The following is a 19,282-nucleotide window of genomic DNA, read 5'->3' as shown; positions in this document are numbered from 1 at the left end:
AGCGACGAAGCGCCGCATCCCGCGCCTGCCGCCGCGCCGCCTGTTCTCGACGTCGATTCCGATGTCGAAACCATCGTGCATGTGCTGCGCCACGGCGAGGTGCACAACCCCAACGGCATCCTCTACGGCCGTCTGCCCGGCTTCAGCCTGTCGGTGGCCGGTCGCTCGCAGGCCGGTGCGGTCGCGCGTTCGCTGGCCGATCACGACATCGCGATGGTGATCGCCTCGCCGCTGCAGCGTGCCCAGGAGACCGCGGCGCCGATCGCGGCCGCGCACGACCTGATCGTGCGCACCGACGAGAACCTGATCGAAGCCGGCAATACCTTCGAGGGCCTGCGCGTGTCCGTCGGTGACGGTGCCCTGCGCAAGCCGCGGCACTGGTGGAAGCTGCGCGACCCGTTCACCCCGTCGTGGGGCGAGCCGTACTTGCAGATCGCCCACCGGATGCTCGCCGCGGTGAACAAGGCCCGCGTGGAAGCCGCCGGTCACGAGGTTGTTCTGGTCTCGCATCAGCTGCCCGTGTGGACGCTGCGTCGCTTCCTGCAGGGTCAGCGTCTGTGGCACGACCCGCGTAACCGTCAGTGCTCGCTCGCGTCGCTGACCTCGCTGGTCTATCACGGTGACACGCTGGTCGACATCGTCTATTCCGAGCCCGCGGGCGCGTCGGATCCGTCGGTTCACGGCGCATGACACGCTTCACCTCGTCGGGAACCGCCCGTGGCTATCTGCCGCGGGCGCTGACCGCCGTCCTTTCCGCCCTGCTGGTGATCGCTGCCGCGGCGGGGTGTTCGACGGGTACCGATGCGGTGGCGACCGGGGGCGGGACCTTCGAATTCGTCTCACCCGGTGGTAAAACGGAGATCTACTACGATCCGCCCGCCACTCGCGGGACGATCGGCACGCTGTCGGGGCCCGATCTGATGAACGAGGGAAAGACCCTTTCGGTCGACGATTTCCCGAACCAGATCGTGGTCGTGAACCTGTGGGGACAGTGGTGTGGCCCGTGCCGCGCCGAGTCGCCCGCCTTGGAAAAAGTCTTCGCGGCGACCAGAGATCAAGGCGTCGCGTTCCTGGGAATCAACGTGCGCGACTACCAGCGCGACAAAGCCCAGGACTTCGTAGTGGACAACAAGATCGAATACCCGTCCATCTACGACCCGTCGATGCGGACACTGCTCGCTCTCGGCGGAAACTTTCCCACCAGTGTCATCCCGACCACGTTGATCCTGGATCGTCAGCACCGGGTCGCCGCGGTCTTCCTTCGCTCGTTATTGGCCGAAGACCTTCAACCAGTAGTCGAGCGCATCGCCGCCGAGGAGAAACAGTGAGCAGCCGTCGTCGTCCAGGAAATCTGACCGCGTGTCGTCCCCGTCAGGGCGCGCGCCGAATGGGTGCGGGGTGGACGGTCGATGACCGTTGGGCCGGCATCGCGACCGTGCCGCGCAGTGTCGCCGGTGCCGGTCTGTTCGATTTCGGCCCCGCTGAAACAGCCGAAACCGAGCGTAAATTGTCGTTGCCGCGCGACGAGCAGCAGGATACGGACACCGACGAGTGATGCCGCTCGCCGCAGTCGGGGATTCCTTCCAGCAGACGGCGGCATCGGGTCCGCTTTTGCTGGCGCTGGGAGCCTGCCTGTTAGCGGGCCTGGTGTCGTTCGCTTCACCGTGTGTCGTGCCGCTGGTGCCCGGCTATCTGTCGTATCTGGCCGGTCTGGTCGGTGCCGAGGCGCCGCCTGCCACCAGTACTGCGGCCACGCTCACCGCGCAACGTCGTAGCGCGAAGCTGCGGGTCGCCGGTGCCGCCGGGCTGTTCGTGGCCGGGTTCACTGTCGTGTTCGTGCTGGCCACGGCCACTGTTTTCGGTGTCATCCAGACTCTCAATGTGAATCGGGAACTGCTGCAGCGCATCGGCGGTGTGGTGACGATCCTGATGGGTCTGGTGTTCATCGGTCTCGTCCCCGCCCTGCAACGCGACACGCGGATGGAGCCGCGCAGGCTCACCAGCATCGTCGGCGCGCCGCTGCTGGGTGGCGTGTTCGCGCTGGGCTGGACGCCGTGTCTCGGCCCGACGCTGTCGGGTGTGATGGCGGTATCCGCGGGCACCGAGGGCACCACCGCCGCGCGCGGGGTGACGTTGATCGTGGCCTACTGCCTCGGTCTCGGACTGCCTTTCATCGTGCTGGCCTTCGGGTCGGCCGGTGCGCTGCGCGGGGTCGGTTGGCTGCGGCGCAATTCGCGCACCATTCAAGTTGTTGGGGGTGTTCTGCTCGTTGCCGTCGGCATCGCGCTGGTCACGGGGGCATGGGATCAGTTCGTGGGCTGGGTGCGTGACGGGTTCGTCTCCGAGGTGACTCTTCCGATCTGATGACTGACACACTGACCACTGCGACCACCCCCACCCCGCCCGTCCGGCAATCGCTGCCGGGTCGAGCCTGGGCCCTGGTCCGGAATTCCTGGCGCGGGCTCACGAGCATGCGTACCGCTCTGGTGCTGCTGTTCCTGCTCGCGCTCGCCGCGATCCCCGGCGCGCTGCTGCCGCAACGCAGTCTCAACACGCAGAAGGTCGAGCAATACATCGCCGACCGGCCGACGCTGGGCCCGTGGATGGACCGGTTCGAACTGTTCGACGTGTTCGGCAGCTTCTGGTTCACCGCCATCTACGCGCTGCTGTTCATCTCGCTGGTGGGCTGCATCCTGCCGCGCTGCTGGGACCACTACCGCGCCCTGCGCACCCCGCCCGTGCCCGCGCCGCGCAATCTCGGCCGCCTGCCGCACCACGCCAGCGAGACCGACGATCGCACGCCCGACGAGGTGATCTCCGCCGCTCGAACCGCCCTTCGTGGCTGGCGCACCGAGGTTCGCCCCGGTCAGCGCGACGGTGAGCTGACGCTGTCGGCGGAGAAGGGGTACCTGCGCGAGTTCGGCAACCTGGTGTTCCACCTGTCGCTGGTGGGTCTGCTGGTCGCGATCGCACTGGGCAAGCTGCTCGGGTACGAGGGCAATGTCATCGTGATCGCCAACAACGGTCCCGGCTTCTGCACCACCTCGCCCGCGGTGTTCGACTCGTTCCGCGCGGGCAACACCAACGACGGCACCGGCATGACCCCGCTGTGCATCAAGGTCAAGGATTTCAAAGCCGACTACCTGCCCACCGGTCAGGCCGAGATGTTCCACTCCAACATCGAGTACCAGGCAGGCGCGGACCTCGCGACCGACACCTGGCGCAGTACCGAGCTGCGGGTGAACCATCCGTTGCGCGTCGCCGGTGACCGCGTCTACCTGCAGGGACACGGTTTCGCACCGACCTTCACGGTCACCTTCCCCAACGGTCAGACCCGCACCGAGACCATCCAGTGGCGGCCCGACGACGCCCAGACCTTCCTGTCCAGCGGTGTGCTGCGCATCGACCCGCCCGGCGGCATGTACGCCACCGACGAGGAACGCCGCCAGAACCAGATCGCCATCGAGGGCCTGTTCGCGCCGACCGCGATGTTCCACGGCAGCCTGCTCACCTCCTCGTTCCCGAAGATGGACGACCCGGCCGTCGCGGTGGACATCTACCGCGGCAACACCGGTCTGGACACCGGACGTTCGCAGTCGCTGTTCGCGCTGGATCCGGAGATGATCAAGCAGGGTCGGCTGACGAAGGAAGCACGGGTCAACCTGCGTCCGGGCGAGTCGACGTCGCTGCCCAACGGCACGAAGGTCACCTTCGACGGTGCGCAGGAATTCGTCAATCTGCAGGTCTCGCACGACCCCGCCCAGCAGTGGGTGCTGGTCAGCGCGCTGACGATGATGGCCGGGTTGCTGGTGTCGCTGCTGCTGAAACGGCGTCGGATCTGGATCCGGACGTACCCGGCGTCGGACACGGCAGGTACCGTGGATCAACGACGCACCGTAGTAGAAATGGGCGGTCTCGCCCGCAGCGACCAAGCCGGGTGGGGCGCCGAATTCGACCGACTACGGGCACGGCTGCTGGGAGCGGACAAGTGACGCGCGCATTCGACAGGGAGACGGAATCCTGATGCAGATCGACGAAACGCTGGCACGCTACAGCGACTTCGCCTTCATGTCGGCCATCGCCGTCTACACGCTGGCGACGGTCCTGCTGATCGTGCAGTACGCCTCGGCGCGCGCGAAGCAGGTCGTGGGCCGCGAGTCGGCAACCACCGACCCGTCCCTGCCCGGCCGGATCGCCGCGCCCGTCGAGAAGTCGCGCGCGGAACGCTTCGGCGACATGGCCTTCTCGGTGCTGTCGGTCGGCGCGGTCCTGCACATCACCTCGATCGTGCTGCGCGGTTTCGCTACCCACCGCTTCCCGCTGGGCAATATGTACGAGTTCACCACCATGGCCACCGCGGCCGCCGTGGTGATCGGCCTGATCTTCCTGCGCGACCAGCGCTACCGGTCCATGTGGGCGTTCCTGCTGGTCCCCGTGCTGATCCTGATGTTCCTGGCAGGCACCGTCCTCTACGCCGACGCCGCCCCCGTCGTCCCCGCCCTGCGCTCGTTCTGGCTCCCGATCCACGTCACCATCGTCAGCATCGGCAGCGGCGTCTTCCTGGTCTCCGGCGTAGCCAGCCTGCTCTACCTGTTCCGCATGCGCGAACCCGCAGGCGAAGAGTCCTCGAACCTGCTCGGCACCATCGCCCGCCGCCTCCCCGACGCCCGCACCCTCGACCAACTGGCCTACAAAACCACCATCATCGGCTTCCCCCTCTTCGGCGCAGGCGTCATCCTGGGCGCCATCTGGGCCGAAGCCGCCTGGGGCCGCTTCTGGGGCTGGGACCCCAAAGAAACCTGCTCCTTCATCGCCTGGGTCCTCTACGCCGCCTACCTCCACGCCCGAGCCACCTCCGGCTGGCGAGACACCAAGGCAGCCTGGATCAACATCGCCGGCTTCGTCGCGATGCTGTTCAACTTGTTCATCATCAACATGGTGATCAGCGGGTTGCACAGCTACGCCGGTCTGAACTGACCGTGCCCGTCTCGGCTTCGCTCCTGAGCCACGAGTCGAGCGTCGTGCAGCGGTCTGTAGGACAATTCGGTTGTGCCAACATTGCGGGGGACGGCCGTTCGGTGGGTGTGCGATGACAGCAGCGCCGGAGGCGTCATCGAGGTCCAATTCGCCGACGCCGACGGCGACGTACATTCCGTGATCGACAAGCTGCCGACCTTCTTTGGACCGGACGACGATGACATCTGGCCCGAGTCTCCCTACCCGATGCCATGCCGGATCGGCGTGGTCATCGTCGAAAACCTCGATGGCGGACGCACCGTAATCGACCTTCGTTGGTCGGAATCGACCAACGAAGAGGTTCGATTCATCGTGCCTAGCAACAACATTGCGGCGTGACAGGCAATCGAAGTCCTCGCCCGCGCGGGTAGCATCGCGCGGTGCGACCGCGTTGGCTGATTGATCTCCATGAGGACTTCCCTGGGTCTGCCGTTGTCGCGGCCGCACTCGACGATGCGCTGATCGTCGAGCCGCGTGACGTGATGATGGGACGCTGGCCGGTCGTCGAGGACGGCCGTGCGGTGGTCGGATACGGGACGATGCCCACGATGACGAACCTGCGTCGCGTGCCGCGACTCGGGGAAGCGGTGTTCGACGACTACGCCACGCTGCGCTGCTCGTCGTACTACCGATACGTATACGACTTCCTCGGACGCACCGCCGTGCTCGTGCCGTTCGCTGCGGTTCCAGGGCTTCCGCTGCGGCGCATGTTCGGGAGTGATCAGGTCTTCGTTCGCAGCGATACGAACTACAAGCTGTTTCCCGCGGGCGTGCATACCGTCGAGGAGTTGGGTCGGTGGGTCCAGATCTACGACAAGCATCGCGACGAGCTCGTTGTCGTGTCCGAGGTCGTGACCTTCGAACACGAGTACCGCTGCTTCTGCCGTAACGGCCGATTCTTCTGCGGAAGCTCGTATCCGCTCGAGCCATACCTCCCCGTCCCCGACCACGTCCGTACCTACGCAGAGGCCGTGGCGGCGCGCCTGCTCGCTCACGGAGCCTCGGTGATCACCGTCGATGTCGGCATCGGGCACGACGGCGACCTTCGACTTGTGGAAATCGGCGGTGTGAACAGTTGGGGAATCTACGGCTCGAACGTCGGCGACTTCATTGCCGCGATGGAGGCTGAGGTGCTCGCTCGCGCGGACGTGTGACGGAGGGAGACGACCGGTTGGCCGGGGGCTGGGCGCTGAAAATTATTCTGGGGCAACGGGATTGACGTGGCATGGGTCAACCGGCGATGATATTCGGTTCGGCTCGACGTGGGCCGGTTATCAGCTGGAGGATCCCGGTGGGGAAGAAGTTTTCGATGGTTTTGATGGTCGCCGGTGCGGTTTTCGCTGGGGGAGCGGGGCAGGCGGGGGCTGAGGCCGGTGATGATGGGCGGCTTTACGGGGTTTTGGTGATGGGGGCCGCTGATTCTTCGTACGTGGTGACGGCCGCGAATTACCCGAGCTGGGACGCGGCCGAGGAGGCGGCGCGCGAACTGTGTGAACGGCCGACCTGTGTGGTCGTCGCGCGTTTCGTCGACGAGTGTGTGTCGTTGGGGATGACCGAGCTGGACAGGAACGGGCGCAGCGGCGACTATCGCATCCGGATGGCACCGACTGCGCAGGAGGCGGAAGCTGCTGCGGTCGCGGCTGCCGGAAAGCTCGGCCCGGGTCGCGTTCACGCGAAGACTGTGTGCACCGCCAACGCGGGCTGAGATCTACGTCCGGATGCCCGCAAGGGCGCACCCGGACCCGCGGCTGGTCAGCAGTAGTAGCAGATCTTGTTCGCCGGCAGTTCTACGTGGCAGTTCAGGCAGACCGGTTTGCGGACCGGTTCGGGCTTGGGGACCGCGGTGCTGGTGCGGCGGGCGGCGGTGGAGCGTTTGACGGCTGCCTCGGCGGCTTCGGCGGTGGCCAGGTCCGCGGAGGTGGACTGACGGATGGCGGCGACCTTGGGGGGCAGGGTGGGCAGGCCGCCGTCGGCGGGGAGGTCGGTGGCGTAGTGCTGGTAGCACTGCCAGCGGGCGGCGGCGGCGTGCATTTCGAGGTCGTCGGGGATGGGCAGGCCCGCGAGTTCGAGGATGTAGCGGTAGCCGGTGCCCACCGTCTGGTTCTTGCGCACGCACAACGCGCTCAGCGGCGGTTCGTTGTTCTTGTGGCAGTGCTCGGCGACCTTGTCCAGCACGACGGGCAGCCAGTGCTGCCACTTCACCGCGGTCCGGATACCGGACTCTTCCTGGACCAGTTCGGCCAGTTCGGTGTTGACGATGAAGTTGTTGAAGCGGGTGGCGGTATCGGCCAGCACCTCGTGTGCGGCACGGGTCCATTCCGACCGTGCCTCGGTGAACGTCACGGCGCTGCCGTCGGCCGCGCGCCAAGTGGTCGGGACAGAACCCTGCTGCACATCAATCACCGGAATACGTTATCTACCCAGCTGTTTCGCCGCGCAACGGGGGTATGTGGGTCAACTCACGCGAACCGACATCGCGGGGCTATTCGGTGGGCCCGGAGTCGTCGCGGGGTTGTTTACCGAGGCGCCATAGAAATTCCGGGTCGTCGTCGGGACCCAATACCGGTCTGCGCGGCGGTGGCCCGGATTGCGGGCGGGGCTTTTGAGGGCCGAACGCCTTCCAGCACAACACCGCGATGGCCACGATCGCGATCAGTGCCAACAGGTACGTCACGTCGCTCACCTCCTGCTATCGAGGGTAGCCGTGTCCGCGCCGTGTGCACATGCGCAACGGGAGGGAAATTCTCGGCGAACGCGAGCCCGTGCTGGGCTCGCGCCTGCCGGTGAGTCAGCGCGGAGCTGCCTCGGTGGTGAGTGATCTGAGCAACTGCAGAACCTCGGACTCGCGGAATCGGCGATGTCCGCCCGGCGTGCGAAGCGAACCCAGTCGGCCCGCATGGGCCCACCGGGTGACGGTCTTGGGGTCTACGTGGAACATGGCGGCCACTTGGCCTGGTGTCAGCAGAGTGTCCTGAAGGCCGACGGTGATCGCAGTCATAGCTAACCTCTCCGTTCTCGACAGTTCCCTCATCAGTGGCGTCATCGTCGCACTGTGACCCCCATGTAGTCGAACCACCTACTGTTGGTAAAGGGGAAGTAATAGACAAAAGCCGCGAACGGGGCCGTATCAGAGGCGATCGTTGGCGCGCGCCAGCGCCAGTTACGCTGTTGTCGTGAGTGAAGCAACAGGTCAGCAGGGTTCTGGCGCCGGGAAGCGACTGGTACGCAATCTGGCGCTCTACACGCTGGCTCGGATCGGGCTGGTGGTGGTGATCGCCGCGCTGATCGTGGGCATCGCCAAGGTGATCGGCGTGGATGTGCCGATCATCGTCGCGGCGCTGTTCGCGTTGTTGGTGGCGATGCCGCTGTCGCTGACCTTGTTCAAGAAACTGCGCGTGAAGGTGAACGAGGACATCGCCGTGGTCGACGCGCGCCGCCGCCAGGACAAGGCGCAGCTGCGGGCTCGCCTGCGGGGTGACGACGACAGCACGTCGGCGTGAAGTACCTCGACCGCAGCGCCCCCCGTGACTGGGTCGACAATGCCGTGCGGCTGATCGACGCCGACACGCAGCGTTCCGCCGACACCCATCTACTGCGGTACCCACTGCCCGCCGACTGGCCGGTGCAGCTGTACCTCAAGGACGAGTCGACCCACATCACCGGCAGCCTGAAGCACCGGCTGGCGCGTTCGCTGTTCCTGTACGCGATCTGCAACGGCTGGGTCACCGAGGGTACGACGGTGGTCGAGGCGTCGTCGGGCTCCACGGCGGTGAGCGAGGCCTACTTCGCCAAGCTGCTCGGCTTGGATTTCGTGGCGGTGATGCCGGCGAGCACGTCGCCGCAGAAGGTCGCGCTGATCGAAGCGCAGGGTGGCCGTTGCCATTTCGTGGATCGACCGCCGGACATGTACACCGAAGCCAAGCGCCTGGCCGCGGAGTCGGGCGGGCATTTCATGGACCAGTTCACCCACGCCGAGCGGGCCACGGACTGGCGCGGCAACAACAACATCGCCGAGTCGATTTTCGATCAGCTGGCGCTGGAGAACCACCCGATCCCCGAGTGGATCGTGGTCGGCGCCGGAACCGGCGGCACCAGCGCGACGATCGGCCGCTACATCCGCTACCGCCGACACGCGACCCGCTTGGCCGTGGTCGACCCGGAACACTCGGCCTTCTACGGCGGCTACGAAACCGGCGACGCGGGCTACGAAACCGGAATGCCTTCGCGCATCGAAGGAATCGGCCGTCCCCGCGTGGAACCCTCGTTCGTCGGCCAGGTCGTCGACCGCATGATCGTGGTCCCCGACGCCGCCTCGATCGCCACCGCCCGCCACGCCAGCACCGCGCTGGGCCGTCGCGTCGGCGGATCGACCGGCACCAACCTGTGGGGCGCGTTCCACCTTGTCGCCGAACTGATGGCCGCGGGAAGAAGCGGCAGCGTGGTGACCCTGCTGTGCGACGGCGGCGACCGCTACGCGGGCACCTACTTCAACGACGACTGGGTAGCCGCCCAGAACATCGACCTGACCGGCCCGACTGTGATTCTGGACGAGTTCACCACCACCGGCCGCTGGAACGGCTGAACCCTCCCTTTCTGGACTGTTCGCGCTCAGCGATGTCAATTTTCGTTGACAACACGTCGGTCGTCAATCAAAATTGACACCATGACCGATGCGACAACACTCGCCTCAGCGGCAGGCAACCCCGATCCGGCCGTCGGACTTCGCGCGGTGCTCGCACTGCGCAGACTGGCCGACCGCCTCGAAACGATCCAGGTGGCCAACGCCAGAGCCAACGGCTGGTCCTGGCAGGCCATCGCCGAGGCGCTCGAGGTGAGCAAGCAAGCGGTCCATCAGAAACACACTCGGAAAGGTGGGACCCGCTGATGTTCGAGAAATTCAGTCGCGAGGCCAAGCTGGCGGTGGTGAACGCGCAAGCTGACGCCAAGGAACTGGGCGCGAAGCAGATCGGACCCGAACACGTGCTGCTCGGGGCGGTGTCCAACGCCGAACCCGACCTGCGAGCGGTGCTCGACGCACACGGCATCACCGTCGACGGTGTTCGCGCCGCGCTGGCCGCCCGCACGGGCGAACCGCCGCTGGGCGCCGACGACGCGGAAGCCCTGCGCTCGATCGGCATCGACCTTGACGCGGTGCGGGCCGGCGTCGCCGAGAATTTCGGACCGCGAGCCTGGGAGCAGGCGGAACCGGAAGCCGAACGTGGCGTGTTCGCCCGACTGCTCGGCTCCGGGCGCATCCCGTTCACCGGCCCGGCCAAGAAGACTCTGGAACTCGCGCTGCGGGAGGCGATCCACCGCAAGGATCGCGAGATCTGTTCGACCTACTTGGTGCTGGGAGTCCTGCGCGGAGCAGACCCGGCCAGTACCGACCTGCTCGGCGGGCGCGCGGCGGTCGCGGGTCTACGCACCGATCTCTACGCGATGCTCGACCGCGCCGCGTGAATTGCCCGCCGCAGACCCACCGCAATGTCCGTTTTCGGGCCTAGCATTGCCTGTATGCAACTAGCTATACGGTTGGTCATCAACGCCATAGCCATCTGGGCCGCGGTCGCGTGGATCGACAAGATCGATGTCATCGTGCCGGCCGAGTGGCAATCGGAGTGGGGTAACTGGGGTAAGGCCCTGGTCCTGCTCATCGTCGCGGTCGTGTTCACCGCGGTCAACGCTGTGATCAAGCCGATCGTGAAACTGCTGTCCCTGCCGTTCGTGATCCTCACGTTGGGCCTGTTCCTGCTGGTGGTGAACGCGGGGATGCTGTGGCTCACTGCCAAGATCACCGAGTTCACCGACTACGGCCTGCGCGTGGACGGCTTCTGGGCCGCGCTGTGGGGCGGTGTGATCATCATGTTGGTGAACTGGGTGCTCGGTATCCTGGTGCCCGACGGCGACTAGCCGAGTCCGACGGCCAGCGCACTCAGCGCTGACCACGCGAGCAACGCCAAGCCGGAATCGCGAAGGGCGGGAATCAGTTCCAGCCCGCCCTTCCCGGTGCGCACGGGGGCGTTGGCCCGGATCGCCAGCGGCAACGCGAGCAGTCCGGCCAGCGCCCACGGCGTGCGTGCCATCAGCGCGAGGCTGATCACGAACGGCGCCGCGAGCAGCACCATGTGCAGGGTGCGGGTGCGCGCGTCGCCGAGTTTCACCGCGAGGGTGACCTTCCCGGACTCGGTGTCGGTGGGGATGTCACGCAGGTTGTTGGCCACCAGCACCGCGCTGGAGAACGCGCCGACACCGATCGCGAGCAGCAGACCCACCCAGTCGACCCGCAGCGCCTGCACGTACTGGGTACCCAGCACCGCGATCAACCCGAAGAACACGAACACCGCGATCTCACCGAAACCGCTGTAGCCGTAGGGCTTACTGCCGCCGGTGTAGAACCAGGCACCCGCCAGGCACAGTGCCCCGATCAGCACCAACCACCAGGCCGTGGTCGCCGCCAACACCAGGCCCGCGACCGCACCGATCGCCAGGCTCGCGACGGCGGCGGTGCGAACGGCCGTGGGGGAGGCCAACTTCGAACCGACCAGCCGCAGTGGGCCAACGCGCACGTCATCGGTGCCGCGAATACCGTCGGAGTAGTCGTTGGCGTAGTTCACCCCGACGATCAGCGCCAGCGAAACCAGCAGTGCCAGTATCGCTTTCCACCACACGGCCCCGTCGATGGATGCGGCGGCACCGGTGCCCGCCAGTACCGGCGCGATCGCGTTGGGCAACGTCCGCGGTCGGGCGCCCTCGATCCATTCCGCTGCTGTAGCCATGGTTCGAAGCCTAATCCGATACCGCCACCACTGGCTCCTCGGTGCCTCAGGCCGGACTGGATTCGGCGATCGTCTTGAGCCGGGCCAGGCCCTTGTCGAAGTCCTTGCCGATGAAGTTGTCGATCGGAAAAACCTTGCCGAGCACGCCCATCAGACCGGAATGGGTGCCGGTCATCGTCCACGTCACCTCGGTGCCTCCCGCGGCGGGGGACAGGGTGAAGGTGACGAAATTGGTGGCCTTGAACGGCTTTTCGAAGGTGAGCTCCACCCCGATCTCCCGTTCGGCGTCGGCTTTGATCTCCATCACCCCCGCACCGGCTTTCCGGTTGCCACGCCAGGCGTAGCGGGCGCCGACACCGGATTCGGGGCCGGTGTAGGTGCGGGCGAGCTGCGGGTCGGATTCTTCCCAGGGCGACCACAGCCGCCACTGTCGGAAGTTGTCGATCAGTGCGTGGATGCGTGCCGGTTCGGCGGCGATGACGGTGCGCCGCGACACCTCGAAATTGCCCATGCGCGTGAGCCTATGCCGTGGGTACGACAATTCCGGGGAGCTACTGGGCCAGCAGCCTGCGCAGCGCCGCGCGATCGGGCTTCCCTGGTCCGCGCAACGGGATCTCGTCCAGCACGGCGAGTTCGCGCGGTGCCGCGATCGAGTCGAGTTCGGCCACCACGTGTGCGCGGATGTCGTCCAATGTCGGTGTCGCACCCGAGGCGGGCACGATCGCGACCGCGACCCGCTGACCCAGCCGTTCGTCGGGCAGGCCGAGCACGATGCATTCGCGGATGCCGGGATGGTTGGCCAGCACGGCTTCCACCACCTGCGGAATCACCAGCAGCCCACCGGTCATGATCGCCTCGTCGAGGCGACCGGTGATCGACAGCACGCCGTCGTCGAACGACCCCCCGTCCTCGGTGCGGAACCAGCCGGGTTCGGCGAAGGCCGGATGGTCGGGCAGGTTGCGGTAGCCGCGCGCGACCATCGCACCGCCCAGCACCACGCGACCGTCTTCGATCCGCACCCGCGTGCCTTCCAGCGGCACGCCCTCGTACACGCACCCGCCGCAGGTCTCGCTCATCCCGTAGGTCCGCACGACGGTGATGCCGGCGTCGCGCGCCCGGTCCAGGATGGGCGCGGGCGTGGCCGCACCGCCGACGAGCACACCGTCGAGTTCGGCCAGCGCCTTGGACGCGATCGGCGAATCCAGCGACTTGATCAGCTGGGTGGGCACCAGCGCGGTGTAGCGCCGCGGCCCGCGCATCGCGCTGACGGCACCGGCGAGCGCCTCGGGCAGGAACCCGCCCGACACGTCGAGCACCGTCGGGTCGGTCCCGGCCAGGATGCTGCGCAGCAACACCTGGATGCCGGCGATGTGATGGGTGGGCAGTGCCAGCAGCCAACTGCCCGGTCCGCCGAGTCGATCGTGGGTGGCGTTGCCGCTGGCCCGCAGGGCTTCCGCGCCCAGCAGCGCGCCCTTGGGGATGCCGGTGGTGCCCGAGGTCGTCACGACCAGCGAGACGTCGTCATCGATCGGGTCGCCGGGTTTGAGCGCGTCGGACAGTCGGCGTGCCTCGCGACGATCGGTGGTCGGGATCGGCAACCACGCAGGTCCGGTGCCGTCGAGGGCTTGGCGCAGGTGGGGCATCACTTCGCTGACCCCGGCACCGGTGGGCATCTGCAGCGTCCGCAGGGTTTTGCTCACGCCACAGCCTCGCCGGTGTTCGACCGCATCGTGTGCGGGCACAGGATCGCTTCGCTGCGCTGGCTCACGCCCACCACCTCCGGATACAGCTTGCGCGCCCTCACGGCTTCGATCGTGTCATGTGAACGGGAGGACCCGGCCAACGGGTCGGTTTGCCGGGGTGGGATATGCCAGACATAGCGACTGCGATTCAGTAGATGGACACAACTGGCACTGCGGTCCAAACGTCGGCGGTCGGGCGCTAGCTCGTTGTCATCGTGCTCGGCGCGGCCCGCATCGGCAAGTCGGCCGCGCCCCGCACGACTCAGAAATACCAGGGGTACGGCGTCCAGTCCGGCTTGCGCTTCTCCAGGAACGAGTCCCGGCCTTCGACCGCTTCGTCGGTCATGTACGCCATGCGGGTCGCCTCGCCCGCGAACAACTGCTGACCGACCAGACCGTCGTCGAGCAGGTTGAACGCGTACTTCAACATCCGCTGCGCCTGCGGCGATTTGCCGTTGATGTCGGCGGTCCACTCGAGCGCCACGTTCTCCAGTTCGTCGTGATCCACGACCTTGTTCACCGCACCCATCTGGTGCATCTCCTCGGCGGTGTAGGGCCTGCCGAGGAAGAAGATCTCGCGGGCGAACTTCTGACCCACCATCTTCGCCAGATACGCGCTGCCGTAACCACCGTCGAACGAGCCGACATCGGCGTCGGTCTGCTTGAACTTCGCGTGCTCGCGCGAGGCCAGCGTCAGGTCGCAGACCACGTGCAGGCTGTGTCCGCCACCGGCTGCCCAGCCGTTGACCAGCGCGATCACCACCTTGGGCATGAACCGGATCAGCCGCTGAACTTCCAGGATGTGCAACCGGCCCGCGCGGGCGGCGTCGACGGTGTCGGCGGTCTCGCCGTCGGCGTACTGGTAGCCGTTGCGCCCGCGAATGCGTTGGTCGCCACCGGAACAGAACGCCCAGCCGCCGTCCTTCTCACTGGGCCCGTTGCCGGTGAGCAGCACCGCGCCCACGTCGGGGGTCATCCGCGCGTGGTCCAGCGCGCGGTAGAGCTCGTCGACGGTGTGGGGGCGGAACGCGTTGCGCACTTCGGGCCGGTCGAACGCCACCCGCACCGTGCCCTGGTCGATATGCCGGTGATAGGTGATGTCGGTCAGGTCCTCGAACCCCGGAACGGTCTGCCACAGCTTCGGATCGAAAGTCACGACCACGATTATTGCCCTATGGTCCGACATCCCGGTACGAGGACGTAACACCGCAGCTCGAGCAGTCGCCGCGTGCGTGCAAGCCCCGATGCGTATAGTTGCGCCTGCTCGTACATCGAACCGATCCGGAGGAACCTGAAAGTGGTTGCAGCACTGTCTGAATCCCTGCTCGACGACGCCAAGCGTCCGGCTTTCCTTGCTGACGCCGTCGAGGTGCTCGACGCCGAGGTCTCGGACAAAGGTGGGGCGTCCGGCCTTGCGGTGAAGGGTGGCTACGCGGCGGTCAAGAAGATCAGCCCGACCATCGTTCCCGACGGTCTGGCGTCGCTGGCGCCGAAGCTGCTCGATCAGCTCCAGCCGTACTGGGCCGAGTTCACCACCTCCGGCACCGGCACCTTCGCCGATCTGCTGGCCGCGAAGTCCGATCAGGTCGCCGAGTCGCTGCTGGCCGTCACCGACGCCCGCGCCGAGTCGTCCACCCGGCCCGCACTGAAGAAGGTGTACTCGTCGATGCGTGGTTCGGCGAAGAAGCACGTGATCGAGGCGCTGCCGCGCGTGGGCGACCTGGTGCAGAAGCACGCGGGCTGACCGTTTCGCGTCACGGGGGCGAGTCGCAGGTTCGGGCTCGCCTCCGACCGTGAGTGGATGTTCTCCAGGCCGTACACCCGCTGGGTGTGCGGCCTGGAGTGCTTCCGGTCGCGAACCCGCTGTTCGGCGTGGGATCCGACGATGCCGTGCGTCACACGCGGGTAGTTAACATTGGTAACTTTTCGACGGGGGTATCCGGGGACGGTGCCCAGAGTTAGCCAGGGATATCGCCGGGTGATAGCCATGTTTCCTGATCGATTGTGCAGCCCGTCACTATCGCAGAATTAACGTGCAGAAAATATAGGGTTAGCACGATATTCATGGTGATAATCGACACGTGTAACGGATTAGCAACTGGGCTCAGGAATCGATTACCTTTCGGGTTGTCCGCAGATCGCAGCGAAAAGCGGATAGTCGTTCGGATCACCACATTGCATTCCGCCACATTGCAATTCAGCCCTGCGGCGGGCCTGGAAGGAACTCTCATGATTCGCAAGTCTCTCGTCGTCGCCGGTGCCATCGCGATCGCCGTGGCCGGCCCGGCCGCCGCTGCCAACGCGTTCGCCGGTTCTGCCGCTGGTTCGGCTGCCGCCGGTACCGGCTCCGCCGCTCTCGCCGCCGCTGGTGGCGGCACCGGTTCGGCCGCCCTCGGCGCCACCGCCGCCGGTGGCACCGGTTCCGCCGCCCTGGGCGCGGGCTCGGCTGCGCTGGGTGGCCTCGCCACCGGTTCGGCCGCCCTGTCCGACGGCGTCGGCATCCTCGACACCGGCAGCTCGGCTCTGAACAACATGACCGGCACCGGTGTCAATGTCATCGACATCCTGCTCGGCCTGAAGGACCTCAACGCTGCCGGCTGAATAAGCTAGGGCAGTAAGAGAATTCACAGCGGCGGCGAACTTCGGTTCGTCGCCGCTTTCTTTTGTTTTCGATCAAGATCAATTGCCAATTCAATTGCGGTGCAATTGCTGCTTCTTTGCGATCGAGTGAGTGAATCGATTCGATTGTGCCGCAGCGGATTATCGGTTCCGGCCCGGTTCGGTGCCGTGGGGTGTTCGGGCTAACAGGGGGCAGCAGCAGCGCGAGACCGCCAGGTCTGTCACGCTGGTAGTTGTGAATCCCTCAACAGCCCAGGCGCGAGTGGTCGTCGACGAGCTCGTGCGCGGCGGCGTCCGCGAGGTGGTGCTGTGCCCCGGATCGCGCAACGCCCCACTGGCCTTCGCGCTGCAGGCCGCCGATGTGGCCGGGGAACTACGTCTGCACATGCGCGTGGACGAGCGCACCGCGGGATTTCTCGCGATCGGCCTCGCGGTATCGTCGGGGCGGCCGGTGCCGGTCGTGATGACCTCGGGCACGGCGGTGGCGAACCTGGGTCCGGCTGTGCTGGAGGCCAATTACGCGCGGGTGCCGCTGATCGTCATCAGCGCGAACCGCCCGTACGAGATGCTGGGCACCGGCGCCAACCAGACCGTGGAACAGCTGGGACTTTTCGGCTCGCAGGTGCGCGCCACCATCAGCCTCGGGCTGGCCGAAGCCGAAGCGGGAGAAGCCGCCTACCCGCGTCAGAACAGCGTCTGGCGTTCGACCGTGTGCCGGGTGCTGGCCGCCGCGCGCGGCACCCGATCCGGCAACGCGGGACCGGTCCAGTTCGACATTCCCTTGCGTGAACCGCTGGTCCCCGAGCTGTCCGACGACCCGCTGCCCGCCGGTCGCGACGGCGAGCGGCCGTGGACGGCAACCCAATACGCCACCCTCGACGTGCCCCTCGACATCGATCTGACCCCCGACACCGTCGTCATCTCCGGTCACGGCGCACGCTTGCTGCCCGAACTGGCCGACCTGCCGACCGTGGCCGAGCCGACCGCGCCGATGCACGGTCCCGCCCTGCACCCGCTGGCGCTGGCCCTGCTGAAACCGACCCAGGCGATCATCACCGGCCGCCCGACCCTGCACCGGCAGGTCTCGCGGGTACTGGCCGACCCGAACGTCACGGTGTTCGCGCTCACCACCGGCCCGCGGTGGCCCGATGTCTCCGGCAATGTCGTGGGGACCGGCACCCGCGCGGTGACCAGCGGTTCTCCCGATCCGGCCTGGCTGGCGCGCTGCCGCGAACTGAACGAGCAGGCCGAATCGGTGGTGCGGGCGGAGCTGGCCACGCATCCGAAGGCGACCGGTCTGCACGTGGCGGACGTGGTCATGGCGGCGTTGCGTGACGGCGATCTGCTGCTGCTGGGCGCGTCGAATCCGGTGCGTGACGCCGCGCTGGTGTCGCATCCGCGTGCTGGAATCCGGGTGCTGTCCAACCGTGGTGTGGCCGGAATCGATGGCACGGTCTCCGGCGCGGTCGGCGCGGCGCTGGCGCATCCCGGTCGCACGGTGGCACTGATGGGCGACCTGACCTTCCTGCACGACGCGTCCGGCCTGCTGATCGGCCGCGGCGAACCACGGCCGGACAACCTCACGATCGTGGTCGCCAACGACGACGGCGGCGGCATCTTCGAACTGCTCGAACAGGGCGACCCGCAGTACGCGGGCGTGTTCGAGCGCGTGTTCGGCACCCCGCACGGCATGGACCTGGCCGCCCTGTGCGCCGCCTACCGCATCCCGCACCGCCAGGTCGACCCCGCGGAACTCGCGGTGGAACTGGCCGCTGACGCGCACGGGTTGCGGGTGCTCGAGGTCGCGACCGAACGATCCAGCCTGCGTGAACTGCACGCGAGCCTGCGGGCCAAGATCGCCGACTAGACCCGGCGAGGCGCACCCGCGGCGAGATCGCGCGTAACCCTTCGCGCTGGCTGGGCGCGCGAAATGGTGCAACGTGGGCGGGCTCCCCGCAGGGGGAGTCAGTCGGCGCTGCTCGCGACGATGAACCCGTCGCCGTCCTCGTCCATCGGGACCGGGATGGTCTGCTCGATCACGTCCGCCGGGTTGGCGGTGTCGGCGTCGCGGGCGATGTTGGCCGCCATCTCGTCGGTGTAGTCGGCGGCGTCGAAGTAGGCCGGATCATCGGGGTCGAGGAACGCGGACTGTTGCTGTTCGATGCGATCGGCCTCGGGGACCTCGTCCAGCGGGCGAGCGGTTTCGTACTCGATCATCGGTGCTCCTGTTCGTCGTCGTTACCTCGGACGGCGGTTGCCTCGGACGTACGTGACGCTGACGTGCTGTGTGTCGTTGACGTGCGGTGTGACGCTGACGTGCGGTGACGCTGACATGCTGTGTCGCTGACGTGCGGTGACGTTGATCGGCCCTGCGCTGTCCAGGGTGCGCCGATCTCGGGCGGTCGGCAACCCGCACCGATGATTTTCCGGCGGTGCCGTCGTCATCATGAGTGCAGCCGCCTGCCATCCGACGAGGAGTGCCCATGGAACCGCAATTCGACTTCGAACCCGCCGCCCGATCGCTGGCCGCGATCGTCGACGGCATATCCGACGACCAGCTCGCCGACTCGACCCCGTGTGGCGCGTCCACCGTGCGCGACGTGCTCGCCCACGTCGTCGGCCTGACCGAGGCGTTCCGGCAGGCCGCGACGAAGGAAGCAGTGGGCAACTCCGCGCCCCCGCCCGCTGGTGCCGACACCGCGCTGCCGAACGATTGGCGCACGCTGATTCCCGCGCAACTGGAAGCGCTGACGGCCGCATGGCGGGTGGGCGATGCGTGGGACGGTGACACCGAAGCGGGTGGCGTGCGGATGCCAGCTGCGGTGATGGCGATGGTCGCGCTCGACGAGATCGTCATCCACGGCTGGGATCTCGCCGTCGCCACCGGCCAGGACTTGCGCGTGGACCCCGCGGATTCGGCGATCCTGCTCGAGTTCCTGAGCGAGACCGATCCCGAGGGCACGCCCGGCTTGTTCGGCCCGATCGTCGACATCCCGTCCGACGCCCCGGTTTTCGAGCGTGTGCTCGGGCTGACGGGCCGCGACCCCGCCTGGCGTTCGTCAGCAGTGGCGTAGCCGTGCGGCGGCATAGCTGAGCGGTGACATGGCCGAGCAGCGGCGTGGCCGAGCA

Annotated in this window: 26 protein-coding genes; 18 read left to right on the top strand and 8 right to left on the bottom strand. The window is 67.0% G+C overall.

Going from position 1 to position 19,282, the window contains the following annotated elements; genetic code table 11:
* Positions 1 to 72: 72 nt before the first annotated feature.
* From ACFWVD_RS16220 to ACFWVD_RS16180, 9 genes are all read left to right on the top strand, one after another.
* Positions 73 to 690 carry a histidine phosphatase family protein gene (locus tag ACFWVD_RS16220; protein WP_378943160.1) on the top strand — a complete coding sequence of 206 codons (618 nt, stop codon included), beginning with the start codon at positions 73 to 75 and terminating at the stop codon, positions 688 to 690.
* Positions 687 to 1,328, top strand: a complete 642-nt coding sequence (locus tag ACFWVD_RS16215) for a TlpA disulfide reductase family protein (RefSeq protein WP_379243412.1) — start codon at positions 687 to 689, stop codon at positions 1,326 to 1,328. The genes ACFWVD_RS16220 and ACFWVD_RS16215 overlap by 4 nt, the downstream gene beginning before the upstream one ends.
* Positions 1,325 to 1,555, top strand: a complete 231-nt coding sequence (locus tag ACFWVD_RS16210) for a hypothetical protein (protein ID WP_379243410.1) — start codon at positions 1,325 to 1,327, stop codon at positions 1,553 to 1,555. The genes ACFWVD_RS16215 and ACFWVD_RS16210 overlap by 4 nt, the downstream gene beginning before the upstream one ends.
* Positions 1,555 to 2,364 carry a cytochrome c biogenesis CcdA family protein gene (locus tag ACFWVD_RS16205; RefSeq protein WP_379243408.1) on the top strand — a complete coding sequence of 270 codons (810 nt, stop codon included), beginning with the start codon at positions 1,555 to 1,557 and terminating at the stop codon, positions 2,362 to 2,364. The genes ACFWVD_RS16210 and ACFWVD_RS16205 overlap by 1 nt, the downstream gene beginning before the upstream one ends.
* Positions 2,364 to 3,992: a cytochrome c biogenesis protein ResB gene (locus tag ACFWVD_RS16200; protein WP_379243406.1), complete on the top strand. Its 1,629-nt coding sequence runs from the start codon at positions 2,364 to 2,366 to the stop codon at positions 3,990 to 3,992. Before ACFWVD_RS16205 ends, ACFWVD_RS16200 begins: the two co-directional genes overlap by 1 nt.
* 31 nt (positions 3,993 to 4,023) lie before the next feature.
* Positions 4,024 to 4,977 carry a c-type cytochrome biogenesis protein CcsB gene (gene ccsB / locus ACFWVD_RS16195; RefSeq protein ID WP_379243404.1) on the top strand — a complete coding sequence of 318 codons (954 nt, stop codon included), beginning with the start codon at positions 4,024 to 4,026 and terminating at the stop codon, positions 4,975 to 4,977.
* A 105-nt stretch (positions 4,978 to 5,082) separates the two neighbouring features.
* On the top strand, positions 5,083 to 5,355 hold the full coding sequence (locus tag ACFWVD_RS16190; RefSeq protein ID WP_379243402.1) for a hypothetical protein: 273 nt from the start codon (positions 5,083 to 5,085) through the stop codon (positions 5,353 to 5,355).
* Between the two features lie 41 nt (positions 5,356 to 5,396).
* Positions 5,397 to 6,170, top strand: coding sequence for an ATP-grasp domain-containing protein (locus tag ACFWVD_RS16185; protein ID WP_379243401.1), 774 nt, complete (start codon positions 5,397 to 5,399; stop codon positions 6,168 to 6,170).
* 137 nt (positions 6,171 to 6,307) lie between these two features.
* On the top strand, positions 6,308 to 6,721 hold the full coding sequence (locus tag ACFWVD_RS16180; protein WP_379243399.1) for a DUF4189 domain-containing protein: 414 nt from the start codon (positions 6,308 to 6,310) through the stop codon (positions 6,719 to 6,721).
* A gap of 47 nt (positions 6,722 to 6,768) precedes the next feature.
* Here the strand turns inward: ACFWVD_RS16180 and ACFWVD_RS16175 are convergent, their stop codons facing one another.
* The 3 genes from ACFWVD_RS16175 to ACFWVD_RS16165 form a co-directional block, all read right to left on the bottom strand.
* The gene (locus ACFWVD_RS16175; RefSeq protein ID WP_379243398.1) at positions 6,769 to 7,419 is read right to left on the bottom strand and encodes a hypothetical protein; all 651 of its coding nucleotides are present in this window, start codon (positions 7,417 to 7,419) and stop codon (positions 6,769 to 6,771) included.
* Between the two features lie 79 nt (positions 7,420 to 7,498).
* Positions 7,499 to 7,690 (bottom strand): hypothetical protein, encoded by a 192-nt coding sequence (locus ACFWVD_RS16170; RefSeq protein ID WP_379243397.1) that lies wholly within the window; start codon positions 7,688 to 7,690, stop codon positions 7,499 to 7,501.
* 114 nt (positions 7,691 to 7,804) lie between these two features.
* Positions 7,805 to 8,014 (bottom strand): BldC family transcriptional regulator, encoded by a 210-nt coding sequence (locus ACFWVD_RS16165; RefSeq protein WP_056814442.1) that lies wholly within the window; start codon positions 8,012 to 8,014, stop codon positions 7,805 to 7,807.
* A gap of 175 nt (positions 8,015 to 8,189) precedes the next feature.
* Here ACFWVD_RS16165 and ACFWVD_RS16160 point away from each other — a divergent pair, with 175 nt between their 5' ends.
* The 5 genes from ACFWVD_RS16160 (at position 8,190) to ACFWVD_RS16140 (ending at position 10,926) form a co-directional block, all read left to right on the top strand.
* A complete protein-coding gene (locus ACFWVD_RS16160) occupies positions 8,190 to 8,516 on the top strand; it encodes a DUF4229 domain-containing protein (protein ID WP_379243395.1) in 327 nt (108 codons plus the stop codon).
* Positions 8,513 to 9,598: a PLP-dependent cysteine synthase family protein gene (locus ACFWVD_RS16155; protein WP_379243393.1), complete on the top strand. Its 1,086-nt coding sequence runs from the start codon at positions 8,513 to 8,515 to the stop codon at positions 9,596 to 9,598. The genes ACFWVD_RS16160 and ACFWVD_RS16155 overlap by 4 nt, the downstream gene beginning before the upstream one ends.
* Positions 9,599 to 9,679: 81 nt before the next feature.
* Positions 9,680 to 9,901, top strand: a complete 222-nt coding sequence (locus tag ACFWVD_RS16150) for a helix-turn-helix domain-containing protein (RefSeq protein ID WP_379243391.1) — start codon at positions 9,680 to 9,682, stop codon at positions 9,899 to 9,901.
* The gene (locus ACFWVD_RS16145; RefSeq protein WP_379243389.1) at positions 9,901 to 10,476 is read left to right on the top strand and encodes a Clp protease N-terminal domain-containing protein; all 576 of its coding nucleotides are present in this window, start codon (positions 9,901 to 9,903) and stop codon (positions 10,474 to 10,476) included. The genes ACFWVD_RS16150 and ACFWVD_RS16145 overlap by 1 nt, the downstream gene beginning before the upstream one ends.
* Before the next feature lie 54 nt (positions 10,477 to 10,530).
* Positions 10,531 to 10,926: a phage holin family protein gene (locus ACFWVD_RS16140; protein ID WP_379243387.1), complete on the top strand. Its 396-nt coding sequence runs from the start codon at positions 10,531 to 10,533 to the stop codon at positions 10,924 to 10,926.
* On the opposite strand, the gene ACFWVD_RS16135 is transcribed toward ACFWVD_RS16140, so the two are convergent.
* From ACFWVD_RS16135 to ACFWVD_RS16120, 4 genes are all read right to left on the bottom strand, one after another.
* Positions 10,923 to 11,792, bottom strand: a complete 870-nt coding sequence (locus tag ACFWVD_RS16135) for a 1,4-dihydroxy-2-naphthoate polyprenyltransferase (RefSeq protein WP_379243386.1) — start codon at positions 11,790 to 11,792, stop codon at positions 10,923 to 10,925. The two genes, ACFWVD_RS16140 and ACFWVD_RS16135, sit on opposite strands and share 4 nt — an antisense overlap.
* Positions 11,793 to 11,838: 46 nt before the next feature.
* A complete protein-coding gene (locus ACFWVD_RS16130; RefSeq protein WP_379243384.1) occupies positions 11,839 to 12,303 on the bottom strand; it encodes an SRPBCC family protein in 465 nt (154 codons plus the stop codon).
* 40 nt (positions 12,304 to 12,343) lie between these two features.
* Entirely contained in the window at positions 12,344 to 13,465 is a 1,122-nt protein-coding gene (gene menE, locus ACFWVD_RS16125) for an o-succinylbenzoate--CoA ligase (RefSeq protein ID WP_379243927.1), read from the bottom strand.
* Positions 13,466 to 13,796: 331 nt separating this feature from the next.
* On the bottom strand, positions 13,797 to 14,720 hold the full coding sequence (locus ACFWVD_RS16120; protein WP_379243382.1) for a 1,4-dihydroxy-2-naphthoyl-CoA synthase: 924 nt from the start codon (positions 14,718 to 14,720) through the stop codon (positions 13,797 to 13,799).
* 111 nt (positions 14,721 to 14,831) lie between these two features.
* Here ACFWVD_RS16120 and ACFWVD_RS16115 point away from each other — a divergent pair, with 111 nt between their 5' ends.
* From ACFWVD_RS16115 to menD, 3 genes are all read left to right on the top strand, one after another.
* Positions 14,832 to 15,278, top strand: coding sequence for a DUF6918 family protein (locus tag ACFWVD_RS16115; RefSeq protein WP_379243380.1), 447 nt, complete (start codon positions 14,832 to 14,834; stop codon positions 15,276 to 15,278).
* A 485-nt stretch (positions 15,279 to 15,763) separates the two neighbouring features.
* Positions 15,764 to 16,135 (top strand): hypothetical protein, encoded by a 372-nt coding sequence (locus ACFWVD_RS16110; protein ID WP_379243378.1) that lies wholly within the window; start codon positions 15,764 to 15,766, stop codon positions 16,133 to 16,135.
* Positions 16,136 to 16,388: 253 nt separating this feature from the next.
* Positions 16,389 to 18,020, top strand: coding sequence for a 2-succinyl-5-enolpyruvyl-6-hydroxy-3-cyclohexene-1-carboxylic-acid synthase (gene menD / locus ACFWVD_RS16105; RefSeq protein WP_379243376.1), 1,632 nt, complete (start codon positions 16,389 to 16,391; stop codon positions 18,018 to 18,020).
* Between the two features lie 98 nt (positions 18,021 to 18,118).
* Here the strand turns inward: menD and ACFWVD_RS16100 are convergent, their stop codons facing one another.
* The gene (locus ACFWVD_RS16100; RefSeq protein ID WP_379243374.1) at positions 18,119 to 18,370 is read right to left on the bottom strand and encodes a hypothetical protein; all 252 of its coding nucleotides are present in this window, start codon (positions 18,368 to 18,370) and stop codon (positions 18,119 to 18,121) included.
* A 266-nt stretch (positions 18,371 to 18,636) separates the two neighbouring features.
* Here ACFWVD_RS16100 and ACFWVD_RS16095 point away from each other — a divergent pair, with 266 nt between their 5' ends.
* Complete coding sequence (locus tag ACFWVD_RS16095) at positions 18,637 to 19,227, top strand: TIGR03086 family metal-binding protein (protein ID WP_379243372.1); 591 nt, start codon at positions 18,637 to 18,639, stop codon at positions 19,225 to 19,227.
* Positions 19,228 to 19,282 lie beyond the last annotated feature (55 nt).

Source organism: Nocardia sp. NPDC058666 (assembly GCF_042714895.1).
Taxonomy (GTDB): Bacteria; Actinomycetota; Actinomycetes; order Mycobacteriales; family Mycobacteriaceae; genus Nocardia.
This window is presented reverse-complemented; position numbering and strand designations above follow the sequence as displayed.

Coding starts and splice junctions, on each gene's coding strand:
- ACFWVD_RS16215 (WP_379243412.1), top strand. CDS start 687: ATGACACGCTTCACCTCGTCGGGAACCGCCCGTGGCTATCTGCCGCGG.
- ACFWVD_RS16205 (WP_379243408.1), top strand. CDS start 1,555: ATGCCGCTCGCCGCAGTCGGGGATTCCTTCCAGCAGACGGCGGCATCG.
- ACFWVD_RS16200 (WP_379243406.1), top strand. CDS start 2,364: ATGACTGACACACTGACCACTGCGACCACCCCCACCCCGCCCGTCCGG.
- ccsB (WP_379243404.1), top strand. CDS start 4,024: ATGCAGATCGACGAAACGCTGGCACGCTACAGCGACTTCGCCTTCATG.
- ACFWVD_RS16165 (WP_056814442.1), bottom strand. CDS start 8,014: ATGACTGCGATCACCGTCGGCCTTCAGGACACTCTGCTGACACCAGGC.
- ACFWVD_RS16150 (WP_379243391.1), top strand. CDS start 9,680: ATGACCGATGCGACAACACTCGCCTCAGCGGCAGGCAACCCCGATCCG.
- ACFWVD_RS16145 (WP_379243389.1), top strand. CDS start 9,901: ATGTTCGAGAAATTCAGTCGCGAGGCCAAGCTGGCGGTGGTGAACGCG.
- ACFWVD_RS16140 (WP_379243387.1), top strand. CDS start 10,531: ATGCAACTAGCTATACGGTTGGTCATCAACGCCATAGCCATCTGGGCC.
- ACFWVD_RS16135 (WP_379243386.1), bottom strand. CDS start 11,792: ATGGCTACAGCAGCGGAATGGATCGAGGGCGCCCGACCGCGGACGTTG.
- ACFWVD_RS16130 (WP_379243384.1), bottom strand. CDS start 12,303: ATGGGCAATTTCGAGGTGTCGCGGCGCACCGTCATCGCCGCCGAACCG.
- menE (WP_379243927.1), bottom strand. CDS start 13,465: ATGCCCACCGGTGCCGGGGTCAGCGAAGTGATGCCCCACCTGCGCCAA.
- ACFWVD_RS16120 (WP_379243382.1), bottom strand. CDS start 14,720: ATGTCGGACCATAGGGCAATAATCGTGGTCGTGACTTTCGATCCGAAG.
- ACFWVD_RS16110 (WP_379243378.1), top strand. CDS start 15,764: ATGATTCGCAAGTCTCTCGTCGTCGCCGGTGCCATCGCGATCGCCGTG.
- ACFWVD_RS16100 (WP_379243374.1), bottom strand. CDS start 18,370: ATGATCGAGTACGAAACCGCTCGCCCGCTGGACGAGGTCCCCGAGGCC.
- ACFWVD_RS16095 (WP_379243372.1), top strand. CDS start 18,637: ATGGAACCGCAATTCGACTTCGAACCCGCCGCCCGATCGCTGGCCGCG.